The 24,487-nt window shown below is 70.4% G+C and carries 25 protein-coding genes and 1 pseudogene; 10 read left to right on the top strand and 16 right to left on the bottom strand.

Annotated features, from left to right (window positions below; all coding sequences use genetic code 11):
* Positions 1-181: 181 nt before the first annotated feature.
* From ACIBEJ_RS31470 to ACIBEJ_RS31420, 11 genes are all read right to left on the bottom strand, one after another.
* Positions 182-949, bottom strand: coding sequence for an isoprenyl transferase (locus ACIBEJ_RS31470; protein ID WP_397186488.1), 768 nt, complete (start codon positions 947-949; stop codon positions 182-184).
* A gap of 49 nt (positions 950-998) precedes the next feature.
* Entirely contained in the window at positions 999-1,499 is a 501-nt protein-coding gene (locus ACIBEJ_RS31465) for a hypothetical protein (protein WP_397186487.1), read from the bottom strand.
* Positions 1,500-1,571: 72 nt separating this feature from the next.
* Positions 1,572-2,399: an amidohydrolase family protein gene (locus tag ACIBEJ_RS31460; RefSeq protein ID WP_397186486.1), complete on the bottom strand. Its 828-nt coding sequence runs from the start codon at positions 2,397-2,399 to the stop codon at positions 1,572-1,574.
* A gap of 9 nt (positions 2,400-2,408) precedes the next feature.
* Positions 2,409-2,954 (bottom strand): hypothetical protein, encoded by a 546-nt coding sequence (locus ACIBEJ_RS31455; protein WP_397186485.1) that lies wholly within the window; start codon positions 2,952-2,954, stop codon positions 2,409-2,411.
* A 52-nt stretch (positions 2,955-3,006) separates the two neighbouring features.
* The gene (locus tag ACIBEJ_RS31450) at positions 3,007-3,837 is read right to left on the bottom strand and encodes a DUF692 family multinuclear iron-containing protein (RefSeq protein ID WP_397186484.1); all 831 of its coding nucleotides are present in this window, start codon (positions 3,835-3,837) and stop codon (positions 3,007-3,009) included.
* A 43-nt stretch (positions 3,838-3,880) separates the two neighbouring features.
* The gene (locus ACIBEJ_RS31445; protein WP_397186483.1) at positions 3,881-4,837 is read right to left on the bottom strand and encodes a TIGR04222 domain-containing membrane protein; all 957 of its coding nucleotides are present in this window, start codon (positions 4,835-4,837) and stop codon (positions 3,881-3,883) included.
* 140 nt (positions 4,838-4,977) lie between these two features.
* A complete protein-coding gene (locus ACIBEJ_RS31440) occupies positions 4,978-6,843 on the bottom strand; it encodes a phosphoenolpyruvate carboxykinase (GTP) (RefSeq protein ID WP_397186482.1) in 1,866 nt (621 codons plus the stop codon).
* Positions 6,844-7,078: 235 nt separating this feature from the next.
* A complete protein-coding gene (locus ACIBEJ_RS31435; RefSeq protein ID WP_397186481.1) occupies positions 7,079-7,585 on the bottom strand; it encodes a hypothetical protein in 507 nt (168 codons plus the stop codon).
* A 74-nt stretch (positions 7,586-7,659) separates the two neighbouring features.
* Positions 7,660-8,928, bottom strand: coding sequence for a C40 family peptidase (locus tag ACIBEJ_RS31430; RefSeq protein ID WP_397186480.1), 1,269 nt, complete (start codon positions 8,926-8,928; stop codon positions 7,660-7,662).
* Positions 8,925-9,425, bottom strand: a complete 501-nt coding sequence (greA, locus tag ACIBEJ_RS31425; protein WP_397186479.1) for a transcription elongation factor GreA — start codon at positions 9,423-9,425, stop codon at positions 8,925-8,927. The genes ACIBEJ_RS31430 and greA overlap by 4 nt, the downstream gene beginning before the upstream one ends.
* Positions 9,426-9,525: 100 nt before the next feature.
* Positions 9,526-9,945: a DUF4307 domain-containing protein gene (locus tag ACIBEJ_RS31420; RefSeq protein WP_397186478.1), complete on the bottom strand. Its 420-nt coding sequence runs from the start codon at positions 9,943-9,945 to the stop codon at positions 9,526-9,528.
* Between the two features lie 134 nt (positions 9,946-10,079).
* Between ACIBEJ_RS31420 and mca the strand changes: the two genes are divergently transcribed.
* The 3 genes from mca to ACIBEJ_RS31405 are packed head-to-tail and all read left to right on the top strand — an operon-like array spanning position 10,080 to position 11,465.
* Positions 10,080-10,964, top strand: coding sequence for a mycothiol conjugate amidase Mca (mca, locus tag ACIBEJ_RS31415; protein WP_397186477.1), 885 nt, complete (start codon positions 10,080-10,082; stop codon positions 10,962-10,964).
* Between the two features lie 51 nt (positions 10,965-11,015).
* Positions 11,016-11,183: a hypothetical protein gene (locus ACIBEJ_RS31410; protein ID WP_184967652.1), complete on the top strand. Its 168-nt coding sequence runs from the start codon at positions 11,016-11,018 to the stop codon at positions 11,181-11,183.
* Positions 11,184-11,465: a GNAT family N-acetyltransferase gene (locus tag ACIBEJ_RS31405; RefSeq protein ID WP_397186476.1), complete on the top strand. Its 282-nt coding sequence runs from the start codon at positions 11,184-11,186 to the stop codon at positions 11,463-11,465. It begins immediately after the preceding gene.
* Here the strand turns inward: ACIBEJ_RS31405 and ACIBEJ_RS31400 are convergent.
* The gene (locus tag ACIBEJ_RS31400; RefSeq protein WP_397186475.1) at positions 11,451-12,605 is read right to left on the bottom strand and encodes a hypothetical protein; all 1,155 of its coding nucleotides are present in this window, start codon (positions 12,603-12,605) and stop codon (positions 11,451-11,453) included. The two genes, ACIBEJ_RS31405 and ACIBEJ_RS31400, sit on opposite strands and share 15 nt — an antisense overlap.
* A gap of 92 nt (positions 12,606-12,697) precedes the next feature.
* On the opposite strand from ACIBEJ_RS31400, the pseudogene ACIBEJ_RS31395 reads away from it, so the two are divergent.
* Both ACIBEJ_RS31395 and nadE read left to right on the top strand, forming a co-directional pair.
* Positions 12,698-14,669 (top strand): annotated as a pseudogene (locus ACIBEJ_RS31395) (thioredoxin domain-containing protein).
* A gap of 9 nt (positions 14,670-14,678) precedes the next feature.
* Positions 14,679-15,527 (top strand): ammonia-dependent NAD(+) synthetase, encoded by an 849-nt coding sequence (gene nadE / locus ACIBEJ_RS31390; protein WP_397186474.1) that lies wholly within the window; start codon positions 14,679-14,681, stop codon positions 15,525-15,527.
* Positions 15,528-15,632: 105 nt separating this feature from the next.
* Here nadE and ACIBEJ_RS31385 read toward each other — a convergent pair whose 3' ends face one another.
* The gene (locus ACIBEJ_RS31385) at positions 15,633-17,696 is read right to left on the bottom strand and encodes a transglycosylase domain-containing protein (RefSeq protein ID WP_397186733.1); all 2,064 of its coding nucleotides are present in this window, start codon (positions 17,694-17,696) and stop codon (positions 15,633-15,635) included.
* Positions 17,697-17,882: 186 nt separating this feature from the next.
* Complete coding sequence (locus tag ACIBEJ_RS31380) at positions 17,883-18,362, bottom strand: Lrp/AsnC family transcriptional regulator (protein ID WP_397186473.1); 480 nt, start codon at positions 18,360-18,362, stop codon at positions 17,883-17,885.
* 67 nt (positions 18,363-18,429) lie between these two features.
* Here ACIBEJ_RS31380 and hppD point away from each other — a divergent pair, with 67 nt between their 5' ends.
* Genes hppD through ACIBEJ_RS31365 form a run of 3 tightly spaced genes read left to right on the top strand, consistent with a single transcriptional unit; the run spans position 18,430 to position 21,466 of the window.
* Positions 18,430-19,530 (top strand): 4-hydroxyphenylpyruvate dioxygenase, encoded by a 1,101-nt coding sequence (hppD, locus tag ACIBEJ_RS31375; protein ID WP_397186472.1) that lies wholly within the window; start codon positions 18,430-18,432, stop codon positions 19,528-19,530.
* Between the two features lie 34 nt (positions 19,531-19,564).
* Positions 19,565-19,999, top strand: coding sequence for an RDD family protein (locus ACIBEJ_RS31370; protein ID WP_397186471.1), 435 nt, complete (start codon positions 19,565-19,567; stop codon positions 19,997-19,999).
* Positions 20,000-20,053: 54 nt separating this feature from the next.
* Positions 20,054-21,466, top strand: coding sequence for a M1 family metallopeptidase (locus tag ACIBEJ_RS31365; RefSeq protein ID WP_397186470.1), 1,413 nt, complete (start codon positions 20,054-20,056; stop codon positions 21,464-21,466).
* Here ACIBEJ_RS31365 and ACIBEJ_RS31360 read toward each other — a convergent pair.
* Both ACIBEJ_RS31360 and ACIBEJ_RS31355 read right to left on the bottom strand, forming a co-directional pair.
* A complete protein-coding gene (locus tag ACIBEJ_RS31360) occupies positions 21,463-22,557 on the bottom strand; it encodes an ROK family protein (protein WP_397186469.1) in 1,095 nt (364 codons plus the stop codon). The two genes, ACIBEJ_RS31365 and ACIBEJ_RS31360, sit on opposite strands and share 4 nt — an antisense overlap.
* A 53-nt stretch (positions 22,558-22,610) precedes the next feature.
* Positions 22,611-22,805, bottom strand: coding sequence for a hypothetical protein (locus ACIBEJ_RS31355; protein WP_397186468.1), 195 nt, complete (start codon positions 22,803-22,805; stop codon positions 22,611-22,613).
* A gap of 104 nt (positions 22,806-22,909) precedes the next feature.
* On the opposite strand from ACIBEJ_RS31355, the gene ACIBEJ_RS31350 reads away from it, so the two are divergent.
* Both ACIBEJ_RS31350 and ACIBEJ_RS31345 read left to right on the top strand, forming a co-directional pair.
* A complete protein-coding gene (locus ACIBEJ_RS31350) occupies positions 22,910-23,467 on the top strand; it encodes a PadR family transcriptional regulator (protein ID WP_397186467.1) in 558 nt (185 codons plus the stop codon).
* Positions 23,464-24,390, top strand: a complete 927-nt coding sequence (locus ACIBEJ_RS31345; RefSeq protein WP_397186466.1) for a hypothetical protein — start codon at positions 23,464-23,466, stop codon at positions 24,388-24,390. Before ACIBEJ_RS31350 ends, ACIBEJ_RS31345 begins: the two co-directional genes overlap by 4 nt.
* The last annotated feature ends 97 nt before the right edge of the window (positions 24,391-24,487 follow it).

Raw genomic sequence — 24,487 nt, 5'->3', positions numbered from 1 at the left:
GCGCCCATGGGGACGGGCGCCCTGCAGACGAGGTGGGAATCGGACCGGACCCGCACCCGCCGACGGGCGCCGGGGTCCGGCCCCCCTCAGCGAATAGCGCAGCAAAGGCGGGCCCCCTCCGAAGTGATCGGCCTTCGGCCGGTCACTTTCAACGTTACGTACCAGATACCCCCATGCGGGATCAGGAACCGTAACGCCGGTGTCTCGCGGCGTAGTCGCGCAGCGCCCGCAGGAAGTCGACCCTGCGGAAGTCGGGCCAGTAGGCCTCGCAGAAGTAGAACTCGGAATGAGCGCTCTGCCAGAGCATGAACCCGGAAAGCCGCTGCTCTCCCGAGGTCCGGATGAGAAGGTCCGGGTCGGGCTGGCCGCGAGTGTAGAGATGCTCGGCGATGTGCTCGACATCGAGAACCTCGACGAGGTCCTCGATGCTGGCTCCCTTGCTTGCTTGCTCCTGGAGGAGTGAGCGCACCGCATCGGCAATCTCACGTCTTCCTCCATACCCAACCGCAACGTTCACAATCAACCCTGGACGGTGTGATGTGACTTCCTTTGCGTTTTTCAGGACATTTGCCGTCCTATCCGGCAACAGATCGAGCGCACCGACCGGGCTGATCCGCCAGCCCTCCTCGACCAGCTCCTGTACCACGTCCTCGATGATGCGCAGGAGCAGCTCCAGCTCGTCCTTGGGGCGGTTGAGGTTGTCGCTGGACAGCATCCAGACGGTCACGACCTCCACCCCTGCCTCGCTGCACCAGGTGAGCAGCTCGGAGATCTTGTCGGCGCCCTTGCGGTGCCCTCTGCTGACGTCCTCCAGGCCCATCGAACGGGCCCAGCGACGGTTGCCGTCGATGATCACGCCTACGTGCCGGGGGCCATTGCCCTTCGACAGCTTGAGCTTGGCCTCCAGCCGGTGTTCGTACACCCGGTAGACCAGGTCGCGCAGGCCCACGGAGCCCTCCCAGCGGTGCTGTGCCTGTAAGAGGCAATTATCACCGCGTTTAGGCGTTGCCCGCCCCCTCAACGGGATTCCTCGCGAGATCCCGCCCGCCCAGGCACCCCTCCGCCTCCGTGACCAGCGCCCCCACGAACACCGCGAGTTCCGCGGACGTCAGCACCGCCCGCATGCCCACGCCGCCGGGACCCCACGCCTCGACGTAGGCCCTGCGCGTCAGCCGCCACTCGCCGCGATGGTCCTGGCCCGGCATCCAGACCGGGATCGTGCGGAGCTGGCAGCGCAGCTCGCCGCCGCCCATGGCGCCCGACCGCGTGCGGTACCGGAAGGAGAACAGCTCGCTGTCCGGCTCGTCCTCGGGAAACCTGTCGTCGGGATCCGGCCAGAGCCCGGCCTCGCCGCGCCCCTGGCGCGCCTCGGCCACCCCGCGCGCCAGCCGCGTGAGCAGCCAGCCGCACCGCTCCCCCACCATCCCGTACGGCGTGCCGTCCCGCCAAAGCTCCAGGGTGACCTCGTACGGCCGGCCCACACTGTCACGACAGGCCACAGGCGTCACGGTCAGGTAAGACCCATCAACACAACGTAGTCCCCCCACGCCTAGAGAGTTTCCCCCCGAAACTCAGCTAAACCCGTAAAAACGCCCAGCAGTGCCACCGAACACCTGATCTCTCCCGTCCTCCCCCACCAGGGCGAGAGCCGTCTCGAACACGGTCCGGTAGTCGGCGGCCAGCAGCGCCACCGGCCAGTCGCTGCCGAACATCAGCCGCTCGTACCCGAACGCCTCGACCGCGTGCGCCACGTACGGCCGCAGGTCCTCGACCGTCCATTCGGCGTGGTCGGCCTCGGTGACCAGACCGGAGACCTTGGCGAACACGTTGGGGAAGGCCGCCGCCGCCACCATCTGCTCCGCCCACGGCTGCCAGGCGCCGTACTTGATCCGCGGCTTCGACAGGTGGTCGACGACGATCTTGAGGGTGGGGTGCCTGGCGGCCAGCGCGGCCACGTGCTCCAGGTGGCGCGGCAGCAGCGAGACCACGTCGAAGGCGAGCCCGCTGTCGGCCAGCACGCCCAGCGACTCCAGCACGGACTCCCTGACCAGCCAGTCCGGGTCGGGCTCCTCGTGGATCAGGTGGCGGACGCCGACAAACTTCGGATGACTGCCGTAGCGCTCCAGGGCCTTCGCGGCCTCGTCGGCGTCGGTGAGCGGGATCCAGCCGACGACGCCGGCGATGAAGTCGTGCGCGTCGGCCAGGGCCAGCATCGACTCGGTCTCCGCGACGCTGTCGGCCGCCTGGACCAGCACCGTCGCCTGGACCCCGGTGACGGCCAGCTCGGGGGCAAGGTGCTCGGGCGCGTAGCTGCGGTACAGGACGCCCGCCTCCGGGGTGAGCCACGGGTAGTCGCCGGTCTCAAGGTTCCAGAAGTGCTGGTGCGCGTCGACTATCACCTCGCAAACCTAGGATGTCTCGCGCCGCCACGGCAAGAGGTCCTGCCACCCCCTGAACCACATGGCCAGCGCGCCCCGTTCCTCCACCCACCTGGACCCCTTGGGCAGCCTCCCCCGCTCCTCCAACCGCCCGGACCCCTTGCGCAGCCTCCCCCGCTCCTCCAACCGCCCGGACCCCTTCGGCAGCCTGCCCCGCTCCTCCAGCCAGGTGGCGAACGCGTCGGCGTCCTCCCGGTAGCCCTTCGGCGGGGTGGCGCGGGCGGCGGTGTAGGCGGCGAACTCGGCCCGCAGATCCGCACCCGCCGCGCGGGCGGCGTCAGGACGCAGCCTGGCCACCACACTGCGCCGCTTGGCCACCAGGCTCGCGGCCTGCACCCTGAACCGATCGGCATCGAACCCCTCGGGCACCGGCGCTCCCGCCACCAGCGCCGCCACGACCCGCTCCTGAGCCTCCTCCAGCCGCCGCCGGTCCTCCGCCCTCACCCACCCGCCCCCATCCCCGCCGACGCCCTCCTGCGCGACCGAGGCGCCCGTCCCCCGCAGACGGGATCTCACGGCGTCCGGGCCAAGGGGGTGGTCGGGGGTGCCGGCCGTACCGGGGAGGGGGTCAGGGGGCATGGTGGGCGGTTCCCTGCGACATCGCGGTTCTGACGCGGTCCAGTTCGCCCGCCAGGGCGGCGTCGCTGGGGTAGTCGTCGTCCCACTCCAGCAGCACCCCCGGCGGCGTCGTGCGCGCGCACAGCTCGGTCAGGATGTCGAGGACCTCCTGGGGCACGGCGGCGGTGTGCGTGTCGTGCCAGATGCCCCCGTGCTCGTGGCCCCCGGCGACATGTACGTAGGCCAGGTGGGACAGCGGCAGCGCGTCGAGGGCCGCCACCGCGGACAGTCCGAGGTTGACCTGGTTGGTGTAGAGGTTGGCCACGTCGATCAGCAGGTACACGCCGGTCCGCTCGACCAGTTCGGCCAGGAACTCGCCGTCGGTCATCTCGTCGTCCGGCCAGCCGAAGATCGCCGCCACGTTCTCCAGCGCCAGCGGCACCGGCAGCGCGTCCTGGGCGCGGCGGACGTTGTCGGCGATGACGCCGAGCGCCTCCCGTGTACGCGGCACCGGCAGCAGGTGCCCCGCCTCCACCCCGCCTGCCCGCACGAACGCCAGATGCTCGCTGACCAGCGGCGAGTCCAACGCCTGGGCGCACGCGGCCAGGTGCGCCAGCCGTTCGGGATCGGGTGGACGGGCGCCGCCGACGCCCAGCCCGACACCGTGCGGCACCACCGGCAGGCCGCGCCCGCGCAGCACCCGCAGCGACTCGGGCAGCCCGGCGGCGGGCTTGATGTTCTCCGCGATCACCTCGACGAAGTCCACCCCCGCCATCCGCTCGACGGTCAGGTCGATCTCGGAACGCCAGCCGATCCCCACACCCAGCTCGAAGTCCGCCACCACCGCCCCCTCTCACCCACCGCGAAGACCACACACCCGGGCCTCAGCCGCCGCCGCCACAGCCTCCGCCGCAGCCGCCGCCTCCTCCGCAGCTCGACCCGCCGCCGCCGTCCGAGCCGCCGCCGGAGCCGCCGCCGAAGTCGCCGCCGCCGAAGTCGTTGCTCCCGCCGCCGCAGCTACCGGCCGCGCAGGACCCGCCGCCGGCGCCGCCCGCCCCTTGACGCTGCGCCGCCAGCTCGGCCTCCAGCTCCGGGTCCCCCAGCTCGCCGAGACCGTAGAGCGCGACCGGCATGGCCACCGCCCCGGCCGCGGCGCCGGTGGCGAGGTAGGCGCCGGGCATGTGCTGGCGCTCGGCGTACTCGACCTGCTCGCGACCGGCGTGCGTGATGTCGTTGCCGAGCAGCCTGCGGTGGCGCCTGCGCACGACGATGCCGCCGATCCACGTACCGGCCGTGACCGCCAGCGCGACCACCCCGAGCAGCCCGCCCCCGCCGAACACCAGGTAGATCGCCAGCCCGATCGAGACGAGCAGCGCGCCGACCTCCAGCGCGGTCAGCCTCTTCACGTACGCCCGCACCGAAGCCAGCTCGCTGTCCGGCACCACCAGCCCGAGCGCCGACAGGTGGTGCTTGAGCGAGTCCATGGCCGGCCCGTTGCCCACCTCGTGCCTGACGACCGCGACCGAGACCCCGCCCGGCCGGGCGGCGACGGCGGCCAGCACCGCCTCCTCGATCGGGTCGCCGGCGATCGTGGAGACCGCGTGCAGCGAGCCGCCGCGCGAGACGCGCAGGTCGCCGGACTTGGCCAGCAGGCCGACGGCGGCGTTGACGACCCGGCGCGGCCCGCCCGCGAGGTAGGCGAGCTCGTAGTGGCCGAGGGCGCGCACGTTGCCGTTCACGGCGGTGGAGCGGACGCGGAGATGTTCGCGCTTGAGCGCGGAGACGGTGGCGCCGGCCGCCACCGCGAGGAAGACGGAAACGATCAACAGGATCAGGTCCATGCGCGGCCTCCTCTGGCTCGTACCCGATAGACGCACGCGCCGCGAGGAAAGTTTCCCGATCCGCCGGGCGAAACGAACGAGCGGCGCCGGCCGTCACGTGGACAGCCGGCGCCGGACGCGCTCCTGGTCGGGAAGTGACCCTACGAAAGCCGGTCGAGCAGGGCGTCGTACTCCTCCCACAGCTCCTTGGGCAGTTGCGCGCCGAACTTCGCGAAGTGCGGCGGGATCTGCTCGGCCTCCTCGCGCCAGATGTCCTTGTCGACGCTGAGCAGGGTCTGGAGGTCCTCCTCCGCGATCTCCAGGCCCTCGGTGTCGAGCTCCTTCGGCAGCAGTCCGATCGCCGACGGTACGGCCTGCGCCTCGCCGTTGAGCCGGTCCACGATCCACTTCAGCACGCGGCTGTTCTCACCGAAGCCCGGCCAGATGAACTTGCCGTCGGCGTTCTTGCGGAACCAGTTGACGTAGTAGATGCGCGGCAGCCTGGCGCCTTCCCTGCGGCCGATCTCCAGCCAGTGGCCGAAGTAGTCGCCCATGTTGTAGCCGCAGAACGGGAGCATCGCGAACGGGTCGTGACGCAGCTCGCCCACCTTGCCCTCGGCGGCGGCGGTCTTCTCGGAGGCGACGTTGGCTCCGAGAAAGACGCCGTGCTGCCAGCTCAGCGACTCGGTGACCAGCGGCACCGCGGTGGCGCGGCGGCCGCCGAACAGGATCGCCGAGATGGGCACGCCCTTGGGGTCCTGCCATTCCGGCGCGATCGTGGGCGCCTGGGAGGCAGGGGTGGTGAAGCGGGCGTTGGGGTGGGCCGCCGGCTCGGGGCTGTCGGGGGTCCAGTCGCGCCCCTTCCAGTCGGTCAGGTGCGCGGGCGGGATGTCGGTCAGGCCCTCCCACCACACGTCGCCGTCGTCGGTGAGCGCGACGTTGGTGAAGATGCTGTTGCCCCAGAGGGTCCTGATGGCGTTGGCGTTGGTGACCTCGCCGGTGCCGGGCGCCACGCCGAAGAAGCCGGCCTCGGGGTTGATCGCGTAGAGGCGGCCGTCGGCGCCGAAGCGCATCCAGGCGATGTCGTCGCCGACCGTCTCGACCTTCCAGCCGGGGATCGTCGGCTGGAGCATGGCGAGGTTGGTCTTGCCGCAGGCGCTCGGGAAGGCGGCGGCGATGTAGCGGGTCTCGCCGCTGGGCGGGGTGAGCTTGAGGATGAGCATGTGCTCGGCCAGCCAGCCCTCGTCGCGGGCCATGACGCTGGCGATGCGCAGCGCGTAGCACTTCTTGCCCAGCAGGGCGTTGCCGCCGTAGCCGGAGCCGTAGGACCAGATCTCGCGGGTCTCGGGGAAGTGGCTGATGTACTTGGTGCTGCTACACGGCCACGGCACGTCGTCCTGGCCGGGCTCCAGCGGCGCGCCGACGCTGTGGACGGCCCTGACGAACTCACTGTGCTCATGGTCGCGCTTGCTGCGGCCTCCGTTGGCTCGTTCCTCGCTCTCTCCGGCCTTTCGCGCCGCTCCGCGCTCCTCGATCAGGCGCAGAGCTCGTTCGCCCATCCTCGTCATGATCCGCATGGAGACGGCGACGTAGGGCGAGTCGGTGATCTCGACGCCGAGCTGAGAGATCTCACCGCCGAGCGGGCCCATGCAGAAGGGGACCACGTACATGGTCCTGCCGCGCATCGAGCCCTTGAACAGCTCGCCGAAGGTGGCGCGCATCTCGTCGGGCGCGATCCAGTTGTTGGTGGGGCCGGCGTCCTGCTCGCGCTCGGAGCAGATGTAGGTGCGGTCCTCGACGCGGGCGACGTCGCTGGGGTCGGACTTGGCGTAGAAGCTGTTGGGGCGCTTGGCCAGACGCGTGAACGTGCCCTGCTCGACGAGGAGGTTGGTCAGGCGCGTCCACTCCTCCTCGGAACCGTCGCACCACTCGATCCGATCAGGCTGGGTCAGGGCGGCGATCTCGTTCACCCAGGCGACCAATTCGGCATTGCTCGTCGGGGCGGGTACTTCTACAGAAACGGACACGGCAGCGACTCCTCCACTTCTCAGGGCCAAAACATCATTAACGACGACGACCGGTTTTCGCCAATTGGCATAGACCTGTTGTCGCAGGCAGAGGCCCTGGTGATTGGGGAAGCCTACCCACACGAACGCGTTCTAAAGAAAACTCCCGATTCAGTGGTTCAGTCCAATGTGAATGGTCTAAACCAATAGCGGCAGAGGTTTAGTCCTTTCGCCGGAGCGTTTCCGCTGCGCAGTACTAGGAATTGACGTCAGGCCCGGAGGAGCGGACGCGGTCGACGTGTTGCAGCGCGTCGCGCAGATCGGCGAGCCACGTGTCGGTGTGCTTGCCGACCAGCCGCACGCACCACGCCAGCGCGTCGCTGCGGCTGCGGGCCACGCCGGCCGCCACGAGCGTGTCGAGCACCTGCCGCTCGGACTGGCGGAGCCGGGTCATCACCGGGACCGACAGAGTGGTGAACATCACGGTCTCGCCGCCGCAGACCACGCCCCAGGACACCTTCTGGCGGAACCTGCGCTCGGCCTCCCTGGCGATCTCGATCCGCCGCTCGCGCGTCTCCTCGCGAAAGCGCCTGATCAGGCCGTCGACGAGCGCGGCCCGCTCGGCCTCGCCGCCTTCGGCCGGCGGGTCGGGCAGCGTGCCGAGGACGGCGATCTCCTCGCGGTCCAGCACGATCTCCGGCGGTCCGGAGAACCAGCCCTCCGGCATGCGGCCGGTGAACCAGCCGCGAATCTCGCTTTCCATGTAATCAACATTACACACTTGCAGGCTGTAGCCAAGGGTCCTGCTCAGACCGAAAAACGGGAAAGAAGAACGCCCTAGCGGACGCGGGCAGCGACCGAGGGCGCGATGCGGACCACGCCCGCGAAGTTGCGCATGCCCACCGGCGAGATCTTCACCACGTCACCGGTACGCGGCGCCTGGAGCATCTTGCCGTTGCCCAGGTAGATGGCCACGTGGGAGATGTATCCCGGGTTGGTCGGGTCGTGCCGCCAGAAGATGAGGTCGCCGGGCTGCGCCTGCGCGTACGGGATCTGGGGCCCCGCCACCCACTGCTGGTGCGTCACCCGCGGCACCCTGATGCCCGCCTGGGCGTAGGCCCACTGGACCAGCCCCGAGCAGTCGAAGGTCTCCGGCCCCTCGGCCCCCCACACGTACGGCCGGCCCAGCTTCGACAGCGCAGCCTTCAGCGCGACGGTGATCTGCTCGCCCGACATGAAGGAGTTGCCCTGGTAGGTCACGTTCTGGACAGGCGGTGGGCCAACCGGGTTGATCTCAGCGATCTGGGTGCCCTTGGGCAGGATGTCCAGCAGCTTGTCGCGCAGGTTCGCCGAGTTGGCCTTGGGGGCGCTGACGATGAGCGCGTTGTCCTGGGGCAGGCCCAGCGTCCGCGCGGTCTGCTTGGAGACCACCGCGTCCACCGCGCCGAAGCCGGTCGTCGCGTAGGCGCCCACCCGCAGCGGCCCGCCGGGACCGCTCACCTGCCGGTGGAGGGTCAGGCCGCCGTCGTTGCCGAGCACGAAGGAGACGGCCACGTCACCGCGGGCCACGTTGGTCCACAGGCCGTCGGAGGCGGCGGTGACCTTGGGGGTGTAGGCGCGGAAGGTGGAGGGGTCGACGCCGAGCGTCTGCACCCGCTTGCCGTCGATCATCACGGAGGCCGCGTCGGCCAGTTCCAGCGCCCTGATGCCGCGTACCTTGGCCACCTTGCCCAGCAGCGGGTTCGTGAACGGCTTCTTCGTGACCACGAACAGGTTCGGCTTGTGCAGGCGGCCCAGCGGCTTCACGCCCGGATCCTGGGGGCTGGTCTGGGCCACCAGGTTCTCCTTGGGCGGCGGGGCCGGCCGGCGGCGTACCGACTCGGCGGTCTTCACCTCGGGCTCCGGCGTGCTCTGCAGCTCGCCCAGCAGCAGCACGTCGGCGGTGAGCACCGCGACCAGCGTCACCACGATGAAGGGGATCAGCCGGCCTAAGTCGCGGCGCTTGCGCGAGGTCACCAGGAACGCCAGGTCCTGCCGGATTCCCGAGGCATGCCCGGGGTCCGCCGGGCCCACGGCCCGGCGGAGGTTGTCGTTCTGGGTCGTCAATTGCCGATGTACGGCACGGCCTCGAGGATCTCGACCGTGTTCTGACGGCCGTTGGGCAGCGAGTACGTGGCCCGCTCACCGATCTTCTTGCCGTTGATCGCGGCGCCCAGCGGGGACTTGGGCGAGTAGACGTCGATGGGGGCGCCGGTCTCCTCGCGGGAGGCCAGCAGGAAGGTCACCTCGTCGTCGTCGCCCTCGAAGCGGATCGTCACCGTCATGCCGGGGCCCACCACGCCCTCGGTCTTGGGCGCCTCGCCCACCCTGACGTTGTCGAGAAGCTGCCGCAGGTGGAAGATCCGGGCCTCTATCTTGCCCTGCTCGTCCTTCGCGGCGTGGTAGCCGCCGTTCTCCCGCAGGTCGCCCTCTTCACGAGCGGCCTCGATCTTCTTGGCGATGTCGACGCGACCCGGGCCCGAGAGGTAGTCGTACTCCTCCTTCAGGCGGTCGTACGCCTCCTGCGTCAGCCAGGTGACGTTCTCATCGCGAGAGTCGGCCACGGGATCTCCTTGCTTACTTAGGGGGCCCTGAGTTCACTTGGGGTTACGAATTGCGAAAGGCTAACAACTTACCTGCTCGAACGCTTCCCCAAATGTCTCACTATACGAGATTGCAGTACTGGATGTGGACGGAAGTGGCTTGGGCAGTGGTGTCCAGCCGCTCCTTGAGCTGCTTACTACCCTCACCTGGGGGAATTCTTACTTCCTTGCTGCCTACTTCTCCGTGGTTGACGTCGGTGGCCCGCAGGCGGCACACGGCCATCCGGTCGGCCGGCTTGCTCACCGTGAAGGTGATCTCGGCCTGGTCCGGGCGCTCGACGGAGAAGGTGATGACCTGAGGCTTGGCGCCGGTGGCGCTGCCGGTCATCGACCACATCACATAGCCCCATCCACCTGCGACGATGGCGACCAGCACGCCGATCACCAGGTGCACAACCATGCGGCCCCCGCGCCTCTGCGGATCGGGGAAGTCGTCGGGTGTGCCGAGAACGGGCCCGTTCTCGACATCTCTGGTGGCCATGGCGGAATCTCCCTGCACTCCCTAAGCGTTATCCGAGACAATTGTCGCCCGCGGGGGCCCCGCCCTCGCGACCGCCCAGCAGAAACTAACCTCTCTGGGCACCTGATCGGTCCAACTGAGGAGACATCGAGCCCGTGAGTGCACCGCTGAGGCTGATGGCCGTCCACGCCCATCCGGATGACGAGTCGAGCAAGGGCGCCGCCACGATGGCGCGCTACGTGCGCGAAGGCGTCGAGGTCCTGGTCTGTACCCTCACGGGCGGCGAGCGCGGCTCCGTGCTCAACCCGAAGATGGACCGTCCCGAGGTGGTCGCCAACATCGCCGAGATCCGCAGGGCGGAGATGGACCGCGCCCGCGAGATCCTGGGCGTCCAGCAGCGTTTCCTCGGTTTCATCGACTCGGGGCTGCCGGAGAGCGAGGAGGAGGAGCTGCCCGACGGCTGCTTCGCCCTTCAGCCGCTGGAGAAGGCGTCCGAGCCCCTGGTCGCCGCGGTGCGCGAGTTCCGCCCCCACGTGATCATCACCTATGACGACGACGGCGGCTACCCGCACCCCGACCACATCATGACCAACCGGGTCTCCGTGGAGGCCTTCGAGGCGGCCGGCGACCCCGACCGCTACCCGGGCACCGGCGACCCGTGGCAGCCGCTGAAGCTCTACTACCAGATGGGCTTCACCAAGGAACGCTTCGAGGCGCTGCACGAGGCGATGACCGAGCGCGGCATCGGCTCGCCGTACGCCGACTGGATCGCCCGCTGGGAGGACCGGCCCGCCAAGTGGCCGGTGACCACCCGGGTGCCGTGCGCCGAGTACTTCGACGTCCGCGACCAGGCCCTGATCGCCCACGCCACGCAGATCGACCCGGACGGCTGGTTCTTCAGCTGCCCGCGCGAGCTGCAGCAGGAGATCTGGCCGACCGAGGACTACCACCTGGCCCGCTCGCTGGTCGACACCGATCTGCCGGAGGACGACCTGTTCGCCGGCATCCACGCCGACGACCCCACTCCCGCCTGCCACTGAACGGCGGCGGGCGCCGGTCCGACCACCACACCCTGATGGCAGACTGGAAGGGTGACAGTTCTGGCAGCTGGCGAAGTCAGCCCCGGCCTGCTCGGCTTCCTCGTCGTGGCGGCCATCGGCGCGGCCCTCTACCTTCTGATCAAGTCCATGAACAAGCAGATGGGCAGGATCACGGTGCCGCGCGACGGTGACGTGCCCGACGAGAAGAAAGCCGAGTAGATGCCGATCGAGATAGTCGACAACTCGACCGAGAGCCGCTTCGAGATCCTCGTGGACGGCAGGGTGGCCGGGTTCGCCGACTACAAGCTGCTGCCCACGAAGATCGTCTTCACCCACACCGAGGTGCAGCCGGAGTTCGAGGGCCAGGGCCTGGCGGGCAAGCTGGTCAAGCACGCGCTCGACGCCAGCCGCGACACCGGGCTGAAGGTCTCGCCGGTGTGCCCGTACGTGAAGCGCTACATCGAGCGGCATCCGGAGTACCAGGACCTACTCGGCGGGTGACCAGGCGCGCTCCAGCGCCTTCGGCAGGCCCCACCAGCCGAGAGGCGTGAGCACCTCGTCCTGGTCCACGATGCCGAGGTAGCCCCACAGGAACACCACCGGCAGGAACAGCCCCTCGGTGGTGGCGAGGTCCTCCTCGTCGCCCTCGGGCCCCTCGACGTCGATGTCCTCGGACTCGGCGATGAGCCTGGCGATCCGCTCGGGCGAGGCGAGCACGCCGGGCCCGAGCCTGGCCAGGGCGGCGACGGCGGCCAGCCAGTCGGCGTGCTGGATCGCGCAGAGGTTGGCCAGCACCGTGTCCTCGTGGCCCAGCTCCGCGTCGAGGTCGCCGAACTCCTCGGGGTCCTCGACGTCGGCCAGGTCGGAGATCGGCCCGGCGATGCCGGCCGCGACCGCGGTCCACAGCTCCGCGTCGTCGTCGGGCAGCGGCCGCTCGTCCAGCCCCGCGCAGGCGCGCAGCACGTTGCCCGGATAGCCGGGCAGGCCGAGGATCTCCCGCAGCCGCTGCGCCGCCCGCTCCAGGTCGGTCTCGGGCAGTTCGGGCCGCTCGGGCAACTGCGCCACGATCCTGCGCAGCTCCGACAGCGCGAACGCCTCCTCCTCGTCCCAGGCGGCGAACAGTTCCTCGTCCTGCTCGTCACTGACCGCGTGCGCGGGCACCCGCCCGTCGGGCAGCGGCGAGTTGAGCCACAGCTCCTGAAGGTCCTCGTAGGCGCGGCGGGCGGCCGGCTCGTCGCGGGCCAGCGCGTCGGGGTCGATCTCCCCCGCCGCGATCCGCTCTTCGAGGAAGGCGACCATCAGGTCGTACATCTCCGCCGCGACCGGGCCGCGCTCGTCCTCCTCCGGCCAGACGAAGTAGCCGGGCGTGAGCAGGATCGGCTCGCTGCCCGTGGCCTCCAGCCACCGCTGCACCTCACCGACGGTGGCCGCGCCCGACTCGATCGAGCTGAGCATCGCCTTGGCGGACTCCCAGAAGGGCAGGGAGAGCGGGTTGGCCGCGCCCACGAGGGCGCGGCGCAGGTCGGGCATGGCCACGAGCGCCACTCCCGACGGTACGGCGAGCAGCGCGCGGGCCACGTCCCTGCGGGTGAGGGCGGCGGCGGGGCGGCCGGCGTGCCTGCTGACGAAATCCAGATCCACGCTCCGTAACCTACGCCCCACGGCGGCGGCCCGTCCTGAACCGCATGCTTCGTCCCGGTGACCTGGTTGGTCGGTTCTGACAGGATGGTCACATGAACCGGCTGGGTAGTGAGACCTCTCCCTACCTCCTCCAGCACGCCGCCAATCCCGTGGACTGGTGGCCTTGGGGAGAGGAGGCGATGCAAGAAGCGAGACGGCGGGACGTACCCCTACTGATCAGTGTGGGTTACTCATCCTGCCATTGGTTACCCGCTTCTTGACCGCCACTGATGCCATGTGATGGCGCATGAGAGCTTCGAGGACGAAGCCACCGCCCGGCTGATGAACGAGCACTTCGTCTGCGTCAAGGTGGACCGCGAGGAGCGGCCCGACGTCGACGCGGTGTACATGAGCGCGACCCAGGCCATGACCCACCAGGGCGGCTGGCCGATGACGGTGTTCGCCACGCCCGACGGCCATCCCTTCTACTGCGGCACCTACTTCCCCCGCGACACCTTCCGCCGCCTGCTGCTCGGCGTCCACCAGACGTGGGCGGCCGACCGCGAGCAGGTCCTGGCCCAGGGGTCGAAGGTGGTCCAGGCGCTCAACTCCCACACGTCGCTGCCCAACGGGCCGCTGCCGGAGGTGCGGACGCTGGAGCGGGCCGTGCTGAACCTGCGCGCGGGCTTCGACGACGAGCGGGGCGGGTTCGGGGACGCGCCGAAGTTCCCGCCGTCGATGGTGCTGGAGTTCCTGCTGCGCGCGGGCGAGCGCGAGATGTCGGAGCGCACGCTGGAGGCGATGGCGAGGGGCGGCATCTACGACCAGCTCGGCGGCGGCTTCGCCCGCTACAGCGTGGACGCCGGCTGGGTCGTGCCGCACTTCGAGAAGATGCTCTACGACAACGCCCTGCTGCTGCGCGTCTACACCCACTGGTGGCGGGTCTCGCGCGAGCCGCTGGCCCGCAGGATCGCGCTGGAGACCGCGCAGTGGCTGCTGCGCGAGATGCGCACGGCCGAGGGCGGCTTCGCCTCCGCGCTCGACGCCGACAGCGAGGGCGAGGAGGGCAGGTTCTACGTCTGGACGCCCGCCCAGCTCGCCGACGTGCTCGGCGCCGAGGACGGCGCGTGGGCGACGGAGCTGTTCGAGGTCACCGGCACGTTCGAGCACGGCACGTCGGTGCTGCAACTGCCCCACGACCCCGCCGACGGCGCGCGCTGGGAGCGGGTCCGCGAGCGACTGCTCGCCGCCCGCGAGCTGAGGGTACGGCCCGGCCGCGACGACAAGGTGGTCGCCGCCTGGAACGGCCTGGCCATCGCCGCGCTGGCCGAGACCGGGATGGTGTTCGAGCGCGACGACCTGCTGGAGGCGGCGCGGGCGGCGGCCGTACTGCTGGAGGAGGTGCACGTCACCGGCGACCGGCTGACCCGCACCTCCCGCGACGGCGGGGCGGGCGCGAACGCCGGGGTGCTGGAGGACTACGCGGACGTGGCGGAGGGCCTGCTCGCCCTCTATTCGGCCGGCGGCGAGACCCGCTGGTTCACGCTGGCGGGCAGGCTGCTGGAGACCGTGCTGGAGCGGTTCGCCGACGGTTCGGGCGGGTTCTACGACACCGCCGACGACGCCGAGCGGCTGTTCCAGCGCCCGCAGGACCCGACGGACAACGCGGTGCCCTCCGGGCAGTTCGCGGCGGCCGGGGCGCTGCTGTCGTACGCGGCGCTGACCGGCTCCGCACGCCATCGCGAGGCGGCCTACGACGCGCTCGGGACCGTCTCCGTGCTCGCGGTGGGCCATGCCAGGTTCGCCGGCTGGGGGCTGGCGGTCGCCGCCGCCGCGCTGGCGGGGCCGGTGGAGGTGGCGGTCGTCGGCGACCCGGGCGACCCTCGGACGCGGGCGCTGCACCGGGAGGCCATGCTGTCGGGCTCGCCGGGGCTGGTGATCGCGCTCGGGCCGGGCGAGGAGGTGCCGCTGCTGGCGGGCCGGACGGAGGTCGACGGCGCGCCCGCGGCCTACGTGTGCAGGAACTTCGCCTGCCGGCTGCCGGTGACCACCCCTGATGACCTGCGGGCGGAGCTTTCGCCATAAAGTACCGGGATGGCTAACCTACGGGAGCAGATTCTCTCCGAACTTGGGGTCAAGTCCGCCATTGTCCCCAAAGTCGAAATCCGGCGACGGATCGACTTCCTCAAGGACTACCTGCGCTCGACCCCGGCCAAGGGCTTCGTCCTCGGGGTCAGCGGCGGCCAGGACAGCACGCTGACCGGCCGGTTGTGCCAGCTCGCCGCCGTGGAACTGCGCGCCGGGGGCCACGCGGCCACGTTCGTAGCGATGCGCCTGCCGTACGGCGTGCAGGCCGACGAGCACGACGCCCAGATCGCCCTCGACTTCATCAGGCCGGACCACTCGATCGCGGTGAACGTCAAGCCGGGCGCGGATGCCACCGTGGCGCAGATCGCGCTCGGCGTGCGGGACCTGCTGGACGGCGCGGACACGCTGCGCGACTTCGTGCGCGGCAACACCAAGGCGCGCGAGCGCATGGTGATCCAGTTCGCGCTGGCCGGGCAGCTCGGCATGCTCGTCGTGGGCACCGACCACGCGGCCGAGGCCGTGACCGGCTTCTTCACCAAGTACGGCGACGGCGGCGCCGACCTCACGCCGCTGACCGGCCTGACCAAGCGCCAGGGCGCCGCCATGCTGCAGGAGCTGGGCGCGCCGCCGAGCGTCTGGGAGAAGGTGCCCACCGCCGACCTGGAGGACGAGCGGCCCGCGCTGCCCGACGAGGTGGCGCTCGGCCTGACCTACGCCCAGATCGACGACTACCTCGAAGGCGCCGAGGTGACGCCCGAGGTGGCGGCGAAGGTGGAGGCCGCCTACCTCGCCACCCGGCACAAGCGGGCGCTGCCCGTCACGCCGCTCGACGACTGGTGGCGCGCCGACGGCTAGCCAGCGGACGGCTGGCGCGCGGACGGCTGGCCAGCGGACGGCTTGCGCGCGGACGGCTAGCCAGCGGACGGCTGGCGCGCGGACGGCTAGCCAGCGGACGGCTGGCTAGCGGCCGTTGGCGGGGCGGCCGGCGTTGTCGCGGCCCTCGCCCGGTCCCGTGGTGGGCAGGCCGGAGCCGTCGTCGCCGGTGGGCGGGCCGCTCTCCGGCTCCTCTGGGACCGTGGGCTCGTCGCTCGGGGTGTCCGTGGGCTCCGGCTCGGTGGGCGGCGACAGGGTCGGGTCGGGCGAGGGGGTCTCGTCCTCGTAGGACCAGTCGTCGGGGTCGCGGGTGCTGTCGTCGCGCAGGCCGCGGTCCTCGTCGGGCTCGGAGTCGTAGACGCCGTAGCCGAAGTCCGTGGGCTCGGGGAACTGGACGACGGGTTTGCCGGCCATCGCCTCGGTCATGAAGGCCCGCCAGATCTGGGCCGGGAGCTGGCCGCCGAACTGCACGCCGTACCCGGGGATCTGGACGGTCTTGTTGTCGTCGCGGAACATGTTCACGGCGGTGGCCATCTGGGCGGTGAAGCCGTTGAACCAGACCGCGCCCGAGTCGTCGGTGGTGCCGGTCTTGCCGGCGACCGGACGGTCGTAGAGGCGGGCGGCGGTGCCGGTGCCGTACTTGACGACCTGCTGCATCGCGTACGTGGCGTCGCCGGCGGCCTCCTTGCTGATGGCCTGGGCGGAGGCGGGCTTGATGGTCGTCTTCTTGCCGCGGGCGTCGGTGACCGACTTGATGACGTGCGCCTCCACGTGGACGCCGCCGTTGGCGAAGGTGGAGAAGCCCGAGGCGTTCTGCACCGCGCTGAGCGAGGCCACGCCGAGCGGGAAGGAGGCGGCGCCCTGGTGCTGCTTGAGCTGGGCGGCGGGGATGCCCATCGCCTCGGCGGTGGCGGCGACCTTGTCGAGGCCGACCTTCTGGCCGAGGTCGACGAAGGCGGTGTTGACGGAGTTCTGGGTGGCGCGGATCAGGTTGATGTGGCCGTAGGAGCGCCCGCTGTCGTTGGGGATGGGGTGCGAGGGGTCGGAGGCCACGCGCATGGGCGAGTTGCCGTCGACCCGCGTGGACAGGCCCATGCCGTCGTTGAGCGCGGCGGCCAGCGTGTACGGCTTGAAGGTCGAGCCCGCCTGCACCTGGGAGGAGAAGGCGTTGTCGTACTTGTACTGCGAGGCCTTGCCGCCGTAGAAGGCGATGACCTCGCCGGTGGACGGCTCGACCGCGGCCAGGCCGACGCGGATCTTCTTCGGGGTGCCGGCCGGGATGACCTGCTTGACCGCGCGGGCGGCGGCGTCCATGAGCTTCTTGTCGAAGGTGGTGACGATCTTCAGTCCGCCGCCGTTGATGGCCTCGTCGGTGTAGCCGCGCCGGTTGAGCTCGGCGCGTACCTGGTCGACCATGTACTGGCTCTGGCCCTTGAACTCGAAGGGCTTCTTGGGCGCCTTGAGCGTGGGGAACTTCTCGGCCGCCGCCTGCTCCGGGGTGAGCGCGCCGATCTCGCGCATGCCGTTGACGACCGAGGTCCAGCGGGACCTGGCCGCGTCGAGGTCGCCGCCCTGCGGGTCGGCGAAGCGGCTGGGCTGCTGGATGACGGAGGCCAGGTAGGCGCCCTCGGAGACGGTGAGCTTGCCGACGTCCTTGCCGAAGTACGCCTGCGCGGCGGCCTGCACGCCGTTGGCGCCGCGGCCGAAGTAGATCGTGTTGAGGTACTGCTCCAGCACCCATTCCTTGGACTTGGACTGATCGACCTTCATCGCGATCAGGATCTCTTTGAACTTGCGGGTGACCGAGCGCTCCTGGCTGAGCCCGCTGTAGTAGTTGCGGACGAGCTGCTGGGTGATCGTGGAGCCGCCCTGCAACTGCTGGCCGGTGACCGTGGACCAGACCGAGCGGGCGGTGCCCTTCACGGACACGCCGCTGTCGGTGTAGAAGGAGCGGTTCTCGATGGCGATGACCGCGTCGCGCACGTGCTTGGGCACGGTCGACAGTGGAACGTTCTTACGGTCGACGCCCTGCCGGGCGATCTCGGTCTTGCCGTCGCGGTAGTAGATGACCGAGCCCTGGGCGGTGGCCTGCTTCTGGGTGCTGTCGGGAATCGGAGTCATCGCCCACGCGATGCCGAAGAGCCCGATCATCACGACGATTCCCACACCACCGGCGATTAGGAAATAGCGGAGAATCCGCCGCTTTCGCATGCCCTTCTCCCCATCACTCCGCACGCGCAACCCCCCGATCGCCCTCTGCTCCGCCCTCGCGACCTGGGCGAATGTCAAGGGTAAACGATCGATAACGGTGCCTCGACCCTGAACCCGATGGTACGTCTACCTCGCCACACGACGCGGGACATCCGCGACCAAGGGCAGCACACGGTATGGGACAGGGGTGTCGAGTGCGATTACGGAGGATGTTCTGAGCACTCCCTGGACTTCCACGATCTGGTCGATAACCCTTTGGAGGTCGGCGTTCGTGCGCGCGACGACCCGGCAGATGAGATCGCTCCCGCCGGTGATCGTGTGGACCTCCAGCACCTCCGGAATGTGCGCCAGCCGGTCGGCCACGGGGTCGTGCCCGGCCACCTGCCGGATCTCCATTGTGACGAACGCCATGACGTCGTAGCCGAGCGCGGCGGGCGACACGTCGGGCCCGAAGCCGGTGATCACGCCCCGGGCGATCATGCGGTCGAGCCTCGCCTGGACGGTCCCGCGCGCCACGCCGAGCCGGCGCGAGCACTCCAGGACGCCGAGCCGCGGCTCCGCGGTTAGCAGACTGAGCAGTTTGGCGTCCAGTTCGTCGATGGCCATAGACAGATTGTCCACTAAAACAAGTCACTGTTGCGCAGCAAGCCCACCAAATTCAACAGTTACCGGTATGAGCGACGTATTTCCGGTGAACGGCATGCACGCTGTGGTCTTCGCGGTGGGCAACGCCAAGCAGACCGCCCACTACTACTCGACCGCCTTCGGCATGCGGCTGGTGGCCTACCGGGGCCCGGAGACCGGCAGCAGGGACGAGGTGGCCTACGTGCTCAAGTCCGGCGGCGCCGTCTTCGAGTTCAGGGCCGCGGTACGGCCCGGCCACGACCTGGCCCGCCACGTGGCGGAACACGGTGACGGCGTGATCGACCTGGCCATCGAGGTGCCCGACGTCGAGGCGGGATACGCCTACGCCGTCGCCCATGGGGCGCGCGGGCTGGCGGAGCCGTACACGATGGAGGACGAGCACGGGAAGGTGATCGTCGCCGCGATCGCCACCTACGGCGAGACCCGCCACACGCTGGTCGACCGCTCCAACTACAACGGTCCCTACCTGCCCGGATACGCCGCCCGCGAGCCGATCACGGCGCCTCCGGCGAAGCGGTTCTTCCAGGCGGTCGACCACTGCGTCGGCAACGTCGAGCTGGGCAAGATGGACGAGTGGGTGGAGTTCTACCGCGAGGTGATGGGCTTCACGAACATGGCGGAGTTCGTGGGCGACGACATCGCCACCGAGTACTCCGCGCTGATGTCCAAGGTCGTCGCCGACGGCACGAGGAAGGTCAAGTTCCCGCTGAACGAGCCCGCGATCAGCAGGAAGAAGTCGCAGATCGACGAGTACCTCGAGTTCTACGGGGGCCCCGGGGTCCAGCACATCGCGCTGGCCACCAACGACATCCTGGCCACGGTGGACAGCATGCGCGCGGCCGGCGTGCAGTTCCTCGACACGCCCGACTCCTACTACGACGATCCCGAGCTGCGCGCGCGCATCGGCGAGGTCAGGGCGCCGATCGAGGAGCTGAAGAAGCGCAAGATCCTCGTGGACCGCGACGAGGACGGCTACCTGCTGCAGATCTTCACCAAGCCCGTGCAGGACCGTCCGACGGTGTTCTTCGAGCTCATCGAGCGCCACGGCTCGCTCGGCTTCGGCAAGGGCAACTTCAAGGCGCTGTTCGAGGCCATCGAGCGCGAGCAGGAACTCAGGGGCAACCTTTAGTTTGTCCTGACCCGGTGGTGGTGATCTTGCCTGCATGACACCACCACTGGCGGGACGCTGGCGGCGACTGTTCTCGGGCATCCTGGACGAGATCATCATCGCGATCGTCTCGATACCGTTCAGCTGGACCAGTTGGAGCTACGTCTGGGACTCCAGCCGCGGGATCTGGGAGCGCATCCCGACGCAGCACGTCTTCCTGCAGTCGGTGATCGCCTTCCTGTACTTCTGGCTGCTGCACTCCTACTGGAACGGCCAGACGGTCGGCAAGAAGCTCTTCGGCATGCGGGTCGTGCAGGAGAGCGGCGGGAAGGCCACGGTCGGCCAGCTCGCCATCCGCGAGGCGGTGCGCACCGTGCTGAGCTGGCTGTGCTGCATCGGCGCCCTTCTGGACCTCGGGTGGATCCTCTTCGACAGCCGTAAGCAGGCGCTGCACGACAAGGCGGGCAAGACCCTCGTCGTAGATGCCTGAACAGGGCCTCACCTATCGTAGGCTTCTGGTCACGCTTCGAAGGGAGACGTGGCCATGGGGTCCACCCGGCGCATCGCGGTGTCGCTCACCGCGCTTCTCGCCGTGATCGCCTGCTCGCCGTCCGATGGCGCGGCCGCGCCGACCCCGGCCAAGCCGGTGGCGGAGGACGCGGGCGCGCCCGGGATCGGCGACGCCGACTTCCCGCTCGACGGAAACGGCGGCTACGACGTCGCCCACTACGGCCTGCGCCTCGACTACGACCCCGGCAAGCGGCATCTCAACGCCGCCGCCGCCATCCAGGCGAAGGCCACGCAGCGGCTCAGCAGGTTCAACCTCGACCTGGCCGGGTTCGACATCGGGGGCGTGTCGGTCGACGCGCGCGAGGCGACGTACTCGCGCAGCGGCGACGAGCTGACCGTCATCCCGGCGCAGCCGCTGGCCAAGGGCGCGAAGTTCACCGTGAAGATCACGTACTCGGGCAGCCCGCAGCCGATCAAGGACGCCACCAACCTCGGCACCTACGGCTGGATCACCACCTCCGACGGCGCCTTCGTCGTCTGCGAGCCCAACGGCGCCAAGACCTGGTTCCCCGCCAACGACCACCCGGCCGACAAGGCCCGCTTCGACTTCGAGATCACCGTCCCGCAGGGCCTGACCGCGCTGGCCAACGGCGAGATGACCGCCAAGCCGGAGACCTCGGGCGGCAAGACCACCTTCACCTGGCGCGAGAAGCACCCGATGGTGACCTACCTGGCCACGGCCACGCTGGGCCGCTTCGAGCTGCGCGAGGGCAGGACCACGAGCGGCATCGCGAACCTCGTCGCCGTCGACCCCGAGTTCCGCTCCTCGCTGGACCGCCTCTACACCGTCTCCGGCCAGGTCACCGACTACTGGAGCACGGTCTTCGGCCCCTACCCGTTCTCCTCGACCGGCGGCGTGGTCGACAACTTCCCCGCCGGATACGCGCTGGAGAACCAGACCAAGCCCATGTACGGCGGCTTCGACCCCGACGAGGGCATCATCGCCCACGAACTGGCCCACCAGTGGTTCGGCAACAGCCTGAGCGTCCGGCGCTGGCGCGACCTGTGGCTCAACGAGGGCTTCGCCACCTACGCCGAGTGGCTGTGGCACGAGCACCGCGGCAAGTCCCGCGCCCAGCAGGTCTTCGACAACTTCTACGCGCGCCCGGCCACCGATCCCCTGTGGGGCTACCCGCCCGGCAGGGCCAAGCCGAAGGACCTGTTCAACGAGTCGGTCTACACGCGGGGCGCGATGACACTGCACGCGCTGCGCACCGAGATCGGCGACGGCGCGTTCTTCCGCCTGATCAGGCAGTGGAACGCCGATCACCGCTACGGCCACGTGACCACCGCGCAGTTCGTCGCGCTGGCCGAGAAGGTGTCGGGCAAGCAGCTTGACCGGCTCTTCGACGCGTGGCTCTTCCAGCCCAGGCGTCCCGCGGCCTAGTCCTGCCCGTAGAAGAACCGGTCCAGGGCGAGCGCCGCGGCCCCCGCCACCCCCGGGTCGGGGCCCAGACCACAACGACCGAGAGGTACGGGCTCGCGCGTCCGCTCGCCCAGGGCGGCGCGGACGCGGTCGAGCAGGTCCTCCGGCGCGCGGGCCAGCATGCCGCCGAGCGTGATCCGCTCCGGGCGGAGCAGGGCGACGGCGGCGGCCAGGGCGGTGGCCAGCCACCCGGCGACCTCGGCGCCGAGCACGGGATCGGCCGCGACGGCAGCCATCAGGTCCCGGTCAGGAACGACCCTGCCCGCCGGCACGTCCTGGTCAGGGGCGGCTCTGACCGGCGGCACGTCCTGGCCAGGAGCGGCCCTGACCGGCGGCACGTCCTGGCCAGGAGCGGCCCTGACCGGCAGGCGGGCGGACAGGGCGGGTTCCGAGAGCACGGCCGCCAGGCAGCCCGTGCCGCCGCAACAGCACCGCGGGCCGTCTTCGGTCACGCGGAGGTGGCCCAGGTCCGCGGGCCGAAAAGGGCGGCCGTCGAGCACCGCCCCCGCGCTCACGTCGCCGTCCACGTGCACGTGGACCAGGTCGCGGGCGCGGCAGCCGTACCTCGCCTCGGCCAGGGCCATGGCGCAGGCGTCGTGGCCGGTCACGGCGCCCGGCCCGAGCGGGACCGCGAGCCGCTCGGCCACCCGCCCGTCGGGGGCGGTCACGCCGACGCCGAGCACCCGCGCGGGGTCCACCCCGGACGCGGCCACGAGCTTGGGGATCTCCTCCGCCAAAGGCCCGCAAGCCGGTACGGCGCCGCCCCGCGAGCGGCCCAGCAGGTCGCGCAACCCCAGCCGGACCCCTCCGGCCCCGGAGTGCGCCCCGACCACCCAGAACGCCTCCGGCAGCAAGGCCACGTCGGTGGCGGGCCGCCCGACCCGGGGCGTGGCCGTCGGCCCCTCGGCCAGGCAGCCGTCCGCGATGAGCTGGGCGACGACCTTGGTCATCGTGGTGGCCGACAGCCCGGTTCTGCGGGCGAGTTCCGCCCTCGGCATCGGTCCGGCGTCACGCAGGAGACGCAGCACGAGGCCGCGGGCTGTATTGGTCATGGTGAGAACGAAACTAATCTCCCCATCACCGGACACAAGACCCAAAAAGGGCACTAGCTGCTCGCGGGCGGCTGCCCTTCGGGACCGCCCAGGTCGTCCCAGGCCGGGTCGTCGACCACCGCGCACGGCTTGACCGGCCCCTCGATCAGCAACCCGGTGAACGACCAGAGCGCACGCGGCCTGTCCGGCCCCGAGGTCTGGTCGGCGTTCTCGGTGTACTGCATCAGGACGGTCTGGCCGGCGCCCACGAACTCGGGCCTGATCAGGACGCCCGCGCCGTCGGGACGGACGGCCCGCCGCGAAGCGTTACAAGCGTTGCAGACACTCCGTTGAACGGAATACGGTCTTCCCCATGCCCAGAGGAACCTCCGAAGTCAGTGAGCCGATGTTCTTCGTGCTCACCGCGTTGCTCAACGGACCGCTCCACGGACACGCGATCAGCAAGCTGATCCAGGAGCTGTCCAACGGCCGGGTCAAGCCGTCGGTCGGCACGCTGTACGGCATCCTGGAGCGCCTGCACGAGCGTGGCGTGATCGCCGTCGACCGGGAGGAGACGGTCAACGGGCGCAACCGGCGCTACTTCCGCATCACCGACGACGGCCAGGCCCTCGTCGAGGCCGAGGCCAGGCGGATGCAGGAAGCGGCGGCGCTGGTCCTGCGACTGTCTCCGGGCCAGGCCCAAGCCTGGGGCCTCGCCACCCCCGGCCTGAGCGGATCCGGGCTGGGCGGAACCGGTCTGGGTGGGTCCGGCGCGAGTGGGGCCGGACCGGATGGATCTGGCCTGGGTGGGGCCGGGCTCGGTGGGGCCGGGCTCGGTGGGTTCGGGCTGGGGGGTCGTGGGCTCGGGGGTCGTGGGCTCGGGGGTCGGGGGCTCGGGGGGCCTGGGGTGCTGGGGATCGCGGGCGGATGACGGCCACGCTGGAGAGCCCGGTCACGGGCGTGCTCGAACGGCGCTACCGCAGACTGCTGCTCGCCTACCCCCGCCGCTACCGGCAGGCGCACGGTGACGAACTGCTCGACGTGCTGCTGGAGTCCACGGACGCGGCGCGGACCGTCCCGCCGCCCCGCGAGGCCGCCGGGCTGGTGTCGGGCGGCCTCCGCATGCGGGTCGCCCACCTGGCGGGCGGCAGCGTCTGGCGGGGCGGGCTGCATTTGGGCGTCACCGCGGTGGCCGTCGCCAATTTCGCGGCGCTGGTGCCGTACGCGGGCGCGATCCCGCTGTGGACGGCGCTGTCGGCCCTGTCGGTGCTGGCCGTCCTGCGGGGATGGGTCTGGGCGGCCATCCCGCTCACCGGGGCGGTCGGCGTCAAGGCGGTGGCCGTCGCGGGCGGCTGGCAGGTGGCGGAGCTGACCCTTCTGCCGGTCTATCCCGGGCTGCTGACGACCCGGCCGCTGTTCTCCGACAGCTCGCCGGTCAACGTGGCCGTCGCCTACGGGCTGGTGACGGTCGGCCTGCTCGCGCTGGGCCCGCACGCGAGGTCGCTGCGGGCGCGCTCGTGGTGGTGGTGGGCGGCGATCCCGTTCCTGGCATGGGACGGCCCCGCCTGGATGATCGAGGAGAACGACCTGCCCATCAGCCTGAGCAGGATGGGGCTGGAGCTGGCCCTGATGACCGGCGCGGCCGCGGCCGGCCACCTGACCCGCGACCTGCGCTGGGCGCTCGGCTGCGCGCTCTACCTCACGGTCACCACGGTGGGGCTGGGCGCGCTGAGCCTGCCGGAGGGCGGCGTGACCCTGTCGTCCCAGCATCTGGCGTACTGGGCGCTGCTGGGGCTGCTGACGGCGACCACGGCCCTGCTGCCCCTGCGGCACCGGAGGCACGCCCTGGATTGACGATACTCCGTTGAACGGACTATGGTCTCCCGCATGCCCAGGAGATCAACTCTTGTCGCGGGCCCCAAGGCCGCGAGCACCACGAAGACCGCCGACC

The sequence above is a fragment of the Nonomuraea sp. NPDC050790 genome, from assembly GCF_044456745.1.
In the GTDB taxonomy this organism is placed as follows: Bacteria; Actinomycetota; Actinomycetes; order Streptosporangiales; family Streptosporangiaceae; genus Nonomuraea.
The sequence above is the reverse complement of the archived record's forward strand: the minus strand, read 5'-3'. Positions and strand labels throughout refer to the sequence as shown.

Coding starts and splice junctions, on each gene's coding strand:
- ACIBEJ_RS31435 (WP_397186481.1), bottom strand. CDS start 7,585: ATGGAAAGCGAGATTCGCGGCTGGTTCACCGGCCGCATGCCGGAGGGC.
- ACIBEJ_RS31380 (WP_397186473.1), bottom strand. CDS start 18,362: ATGGCCATCGACGAACTGGACGCCAAACTGCTCAGTCTGCTAACCGCG.
- ACIBEJ_RS31405 (WP_397186476.1), top strand. CDS start 11,184: ATGCCGATCGAGATAGTCGACAACTCGACCGAGAGCCGCTTCGAGATC.
- ACIBEJ_RS31420 (WP_397186478.1), bottom strand. CDS start 9,945: ATGGCCACCAGAGATGTCGAGAACGGGCCCGTTCTCGGCACACCCGAC.
- ACIBEJ_RS31345 (WP_397186466.1), top strand. CDS start 23,464: ATGACGGCCACGCTGGAGAGCCCGGTCACGGGCGTGCTCGAACGGCGC.
- ACIBEJ_RS31385 (WP_397186733.1), bottom strand. CDS start 17,696: ATGATCGGGCTCTTCGGCATCGCGTGGGCGATGACTCCGATTCCCGAC.
- ACIBEJ_RS31350 (WP_397186467.1), top strand. CDS start 22,910: ATGCCCAGAGGAACCTCCGAAGTCAGTGAGCCGATGTTCTTCGTGCTC.
- ACIBEJ_RS31365 (WP_397186470.1), top strand. CDS start 20,054: ATGGGGTCCACCCGGCGCATCGCGGTGTCGCTCACCGCGCTTCTCGCC.
- ACIBEJ_RS31370 (WP_397186471.1), top strand. CDS start 19,565: ATGACACCACCACTGGCGGGACGCTGGCGGCGACTGTTCTCGGGCATC.
- ACIBEJ_RS31360 (WP_397186469.1), bottom strand. CDS start 22,557: ATGACCAATACAGCCCGCGGCCTCGTGCTGCGTCTCCTGCGTGACGCC.
- nadE (WP_397186474.1), top strand. CDS start 14,679: ATGGCTAACCTACGGGAGCAGATTCTCTCCGAACTTGGGGTCAAGTCC.
- ACIBEJ_RS31445 (WP_397186483.1), bottom strand. CDS start 4,837: ATGGACCTGATCCTGTTGATCGTTTCCGTCTTCCTCGCGGTGGCGGCC.
- hppD (WP_397186472.1), top strand. CDS start 18,430: ATGAGCGACGTATTTCCGGTGAACGGCATGCACGCTGTGGTCTTCGCG.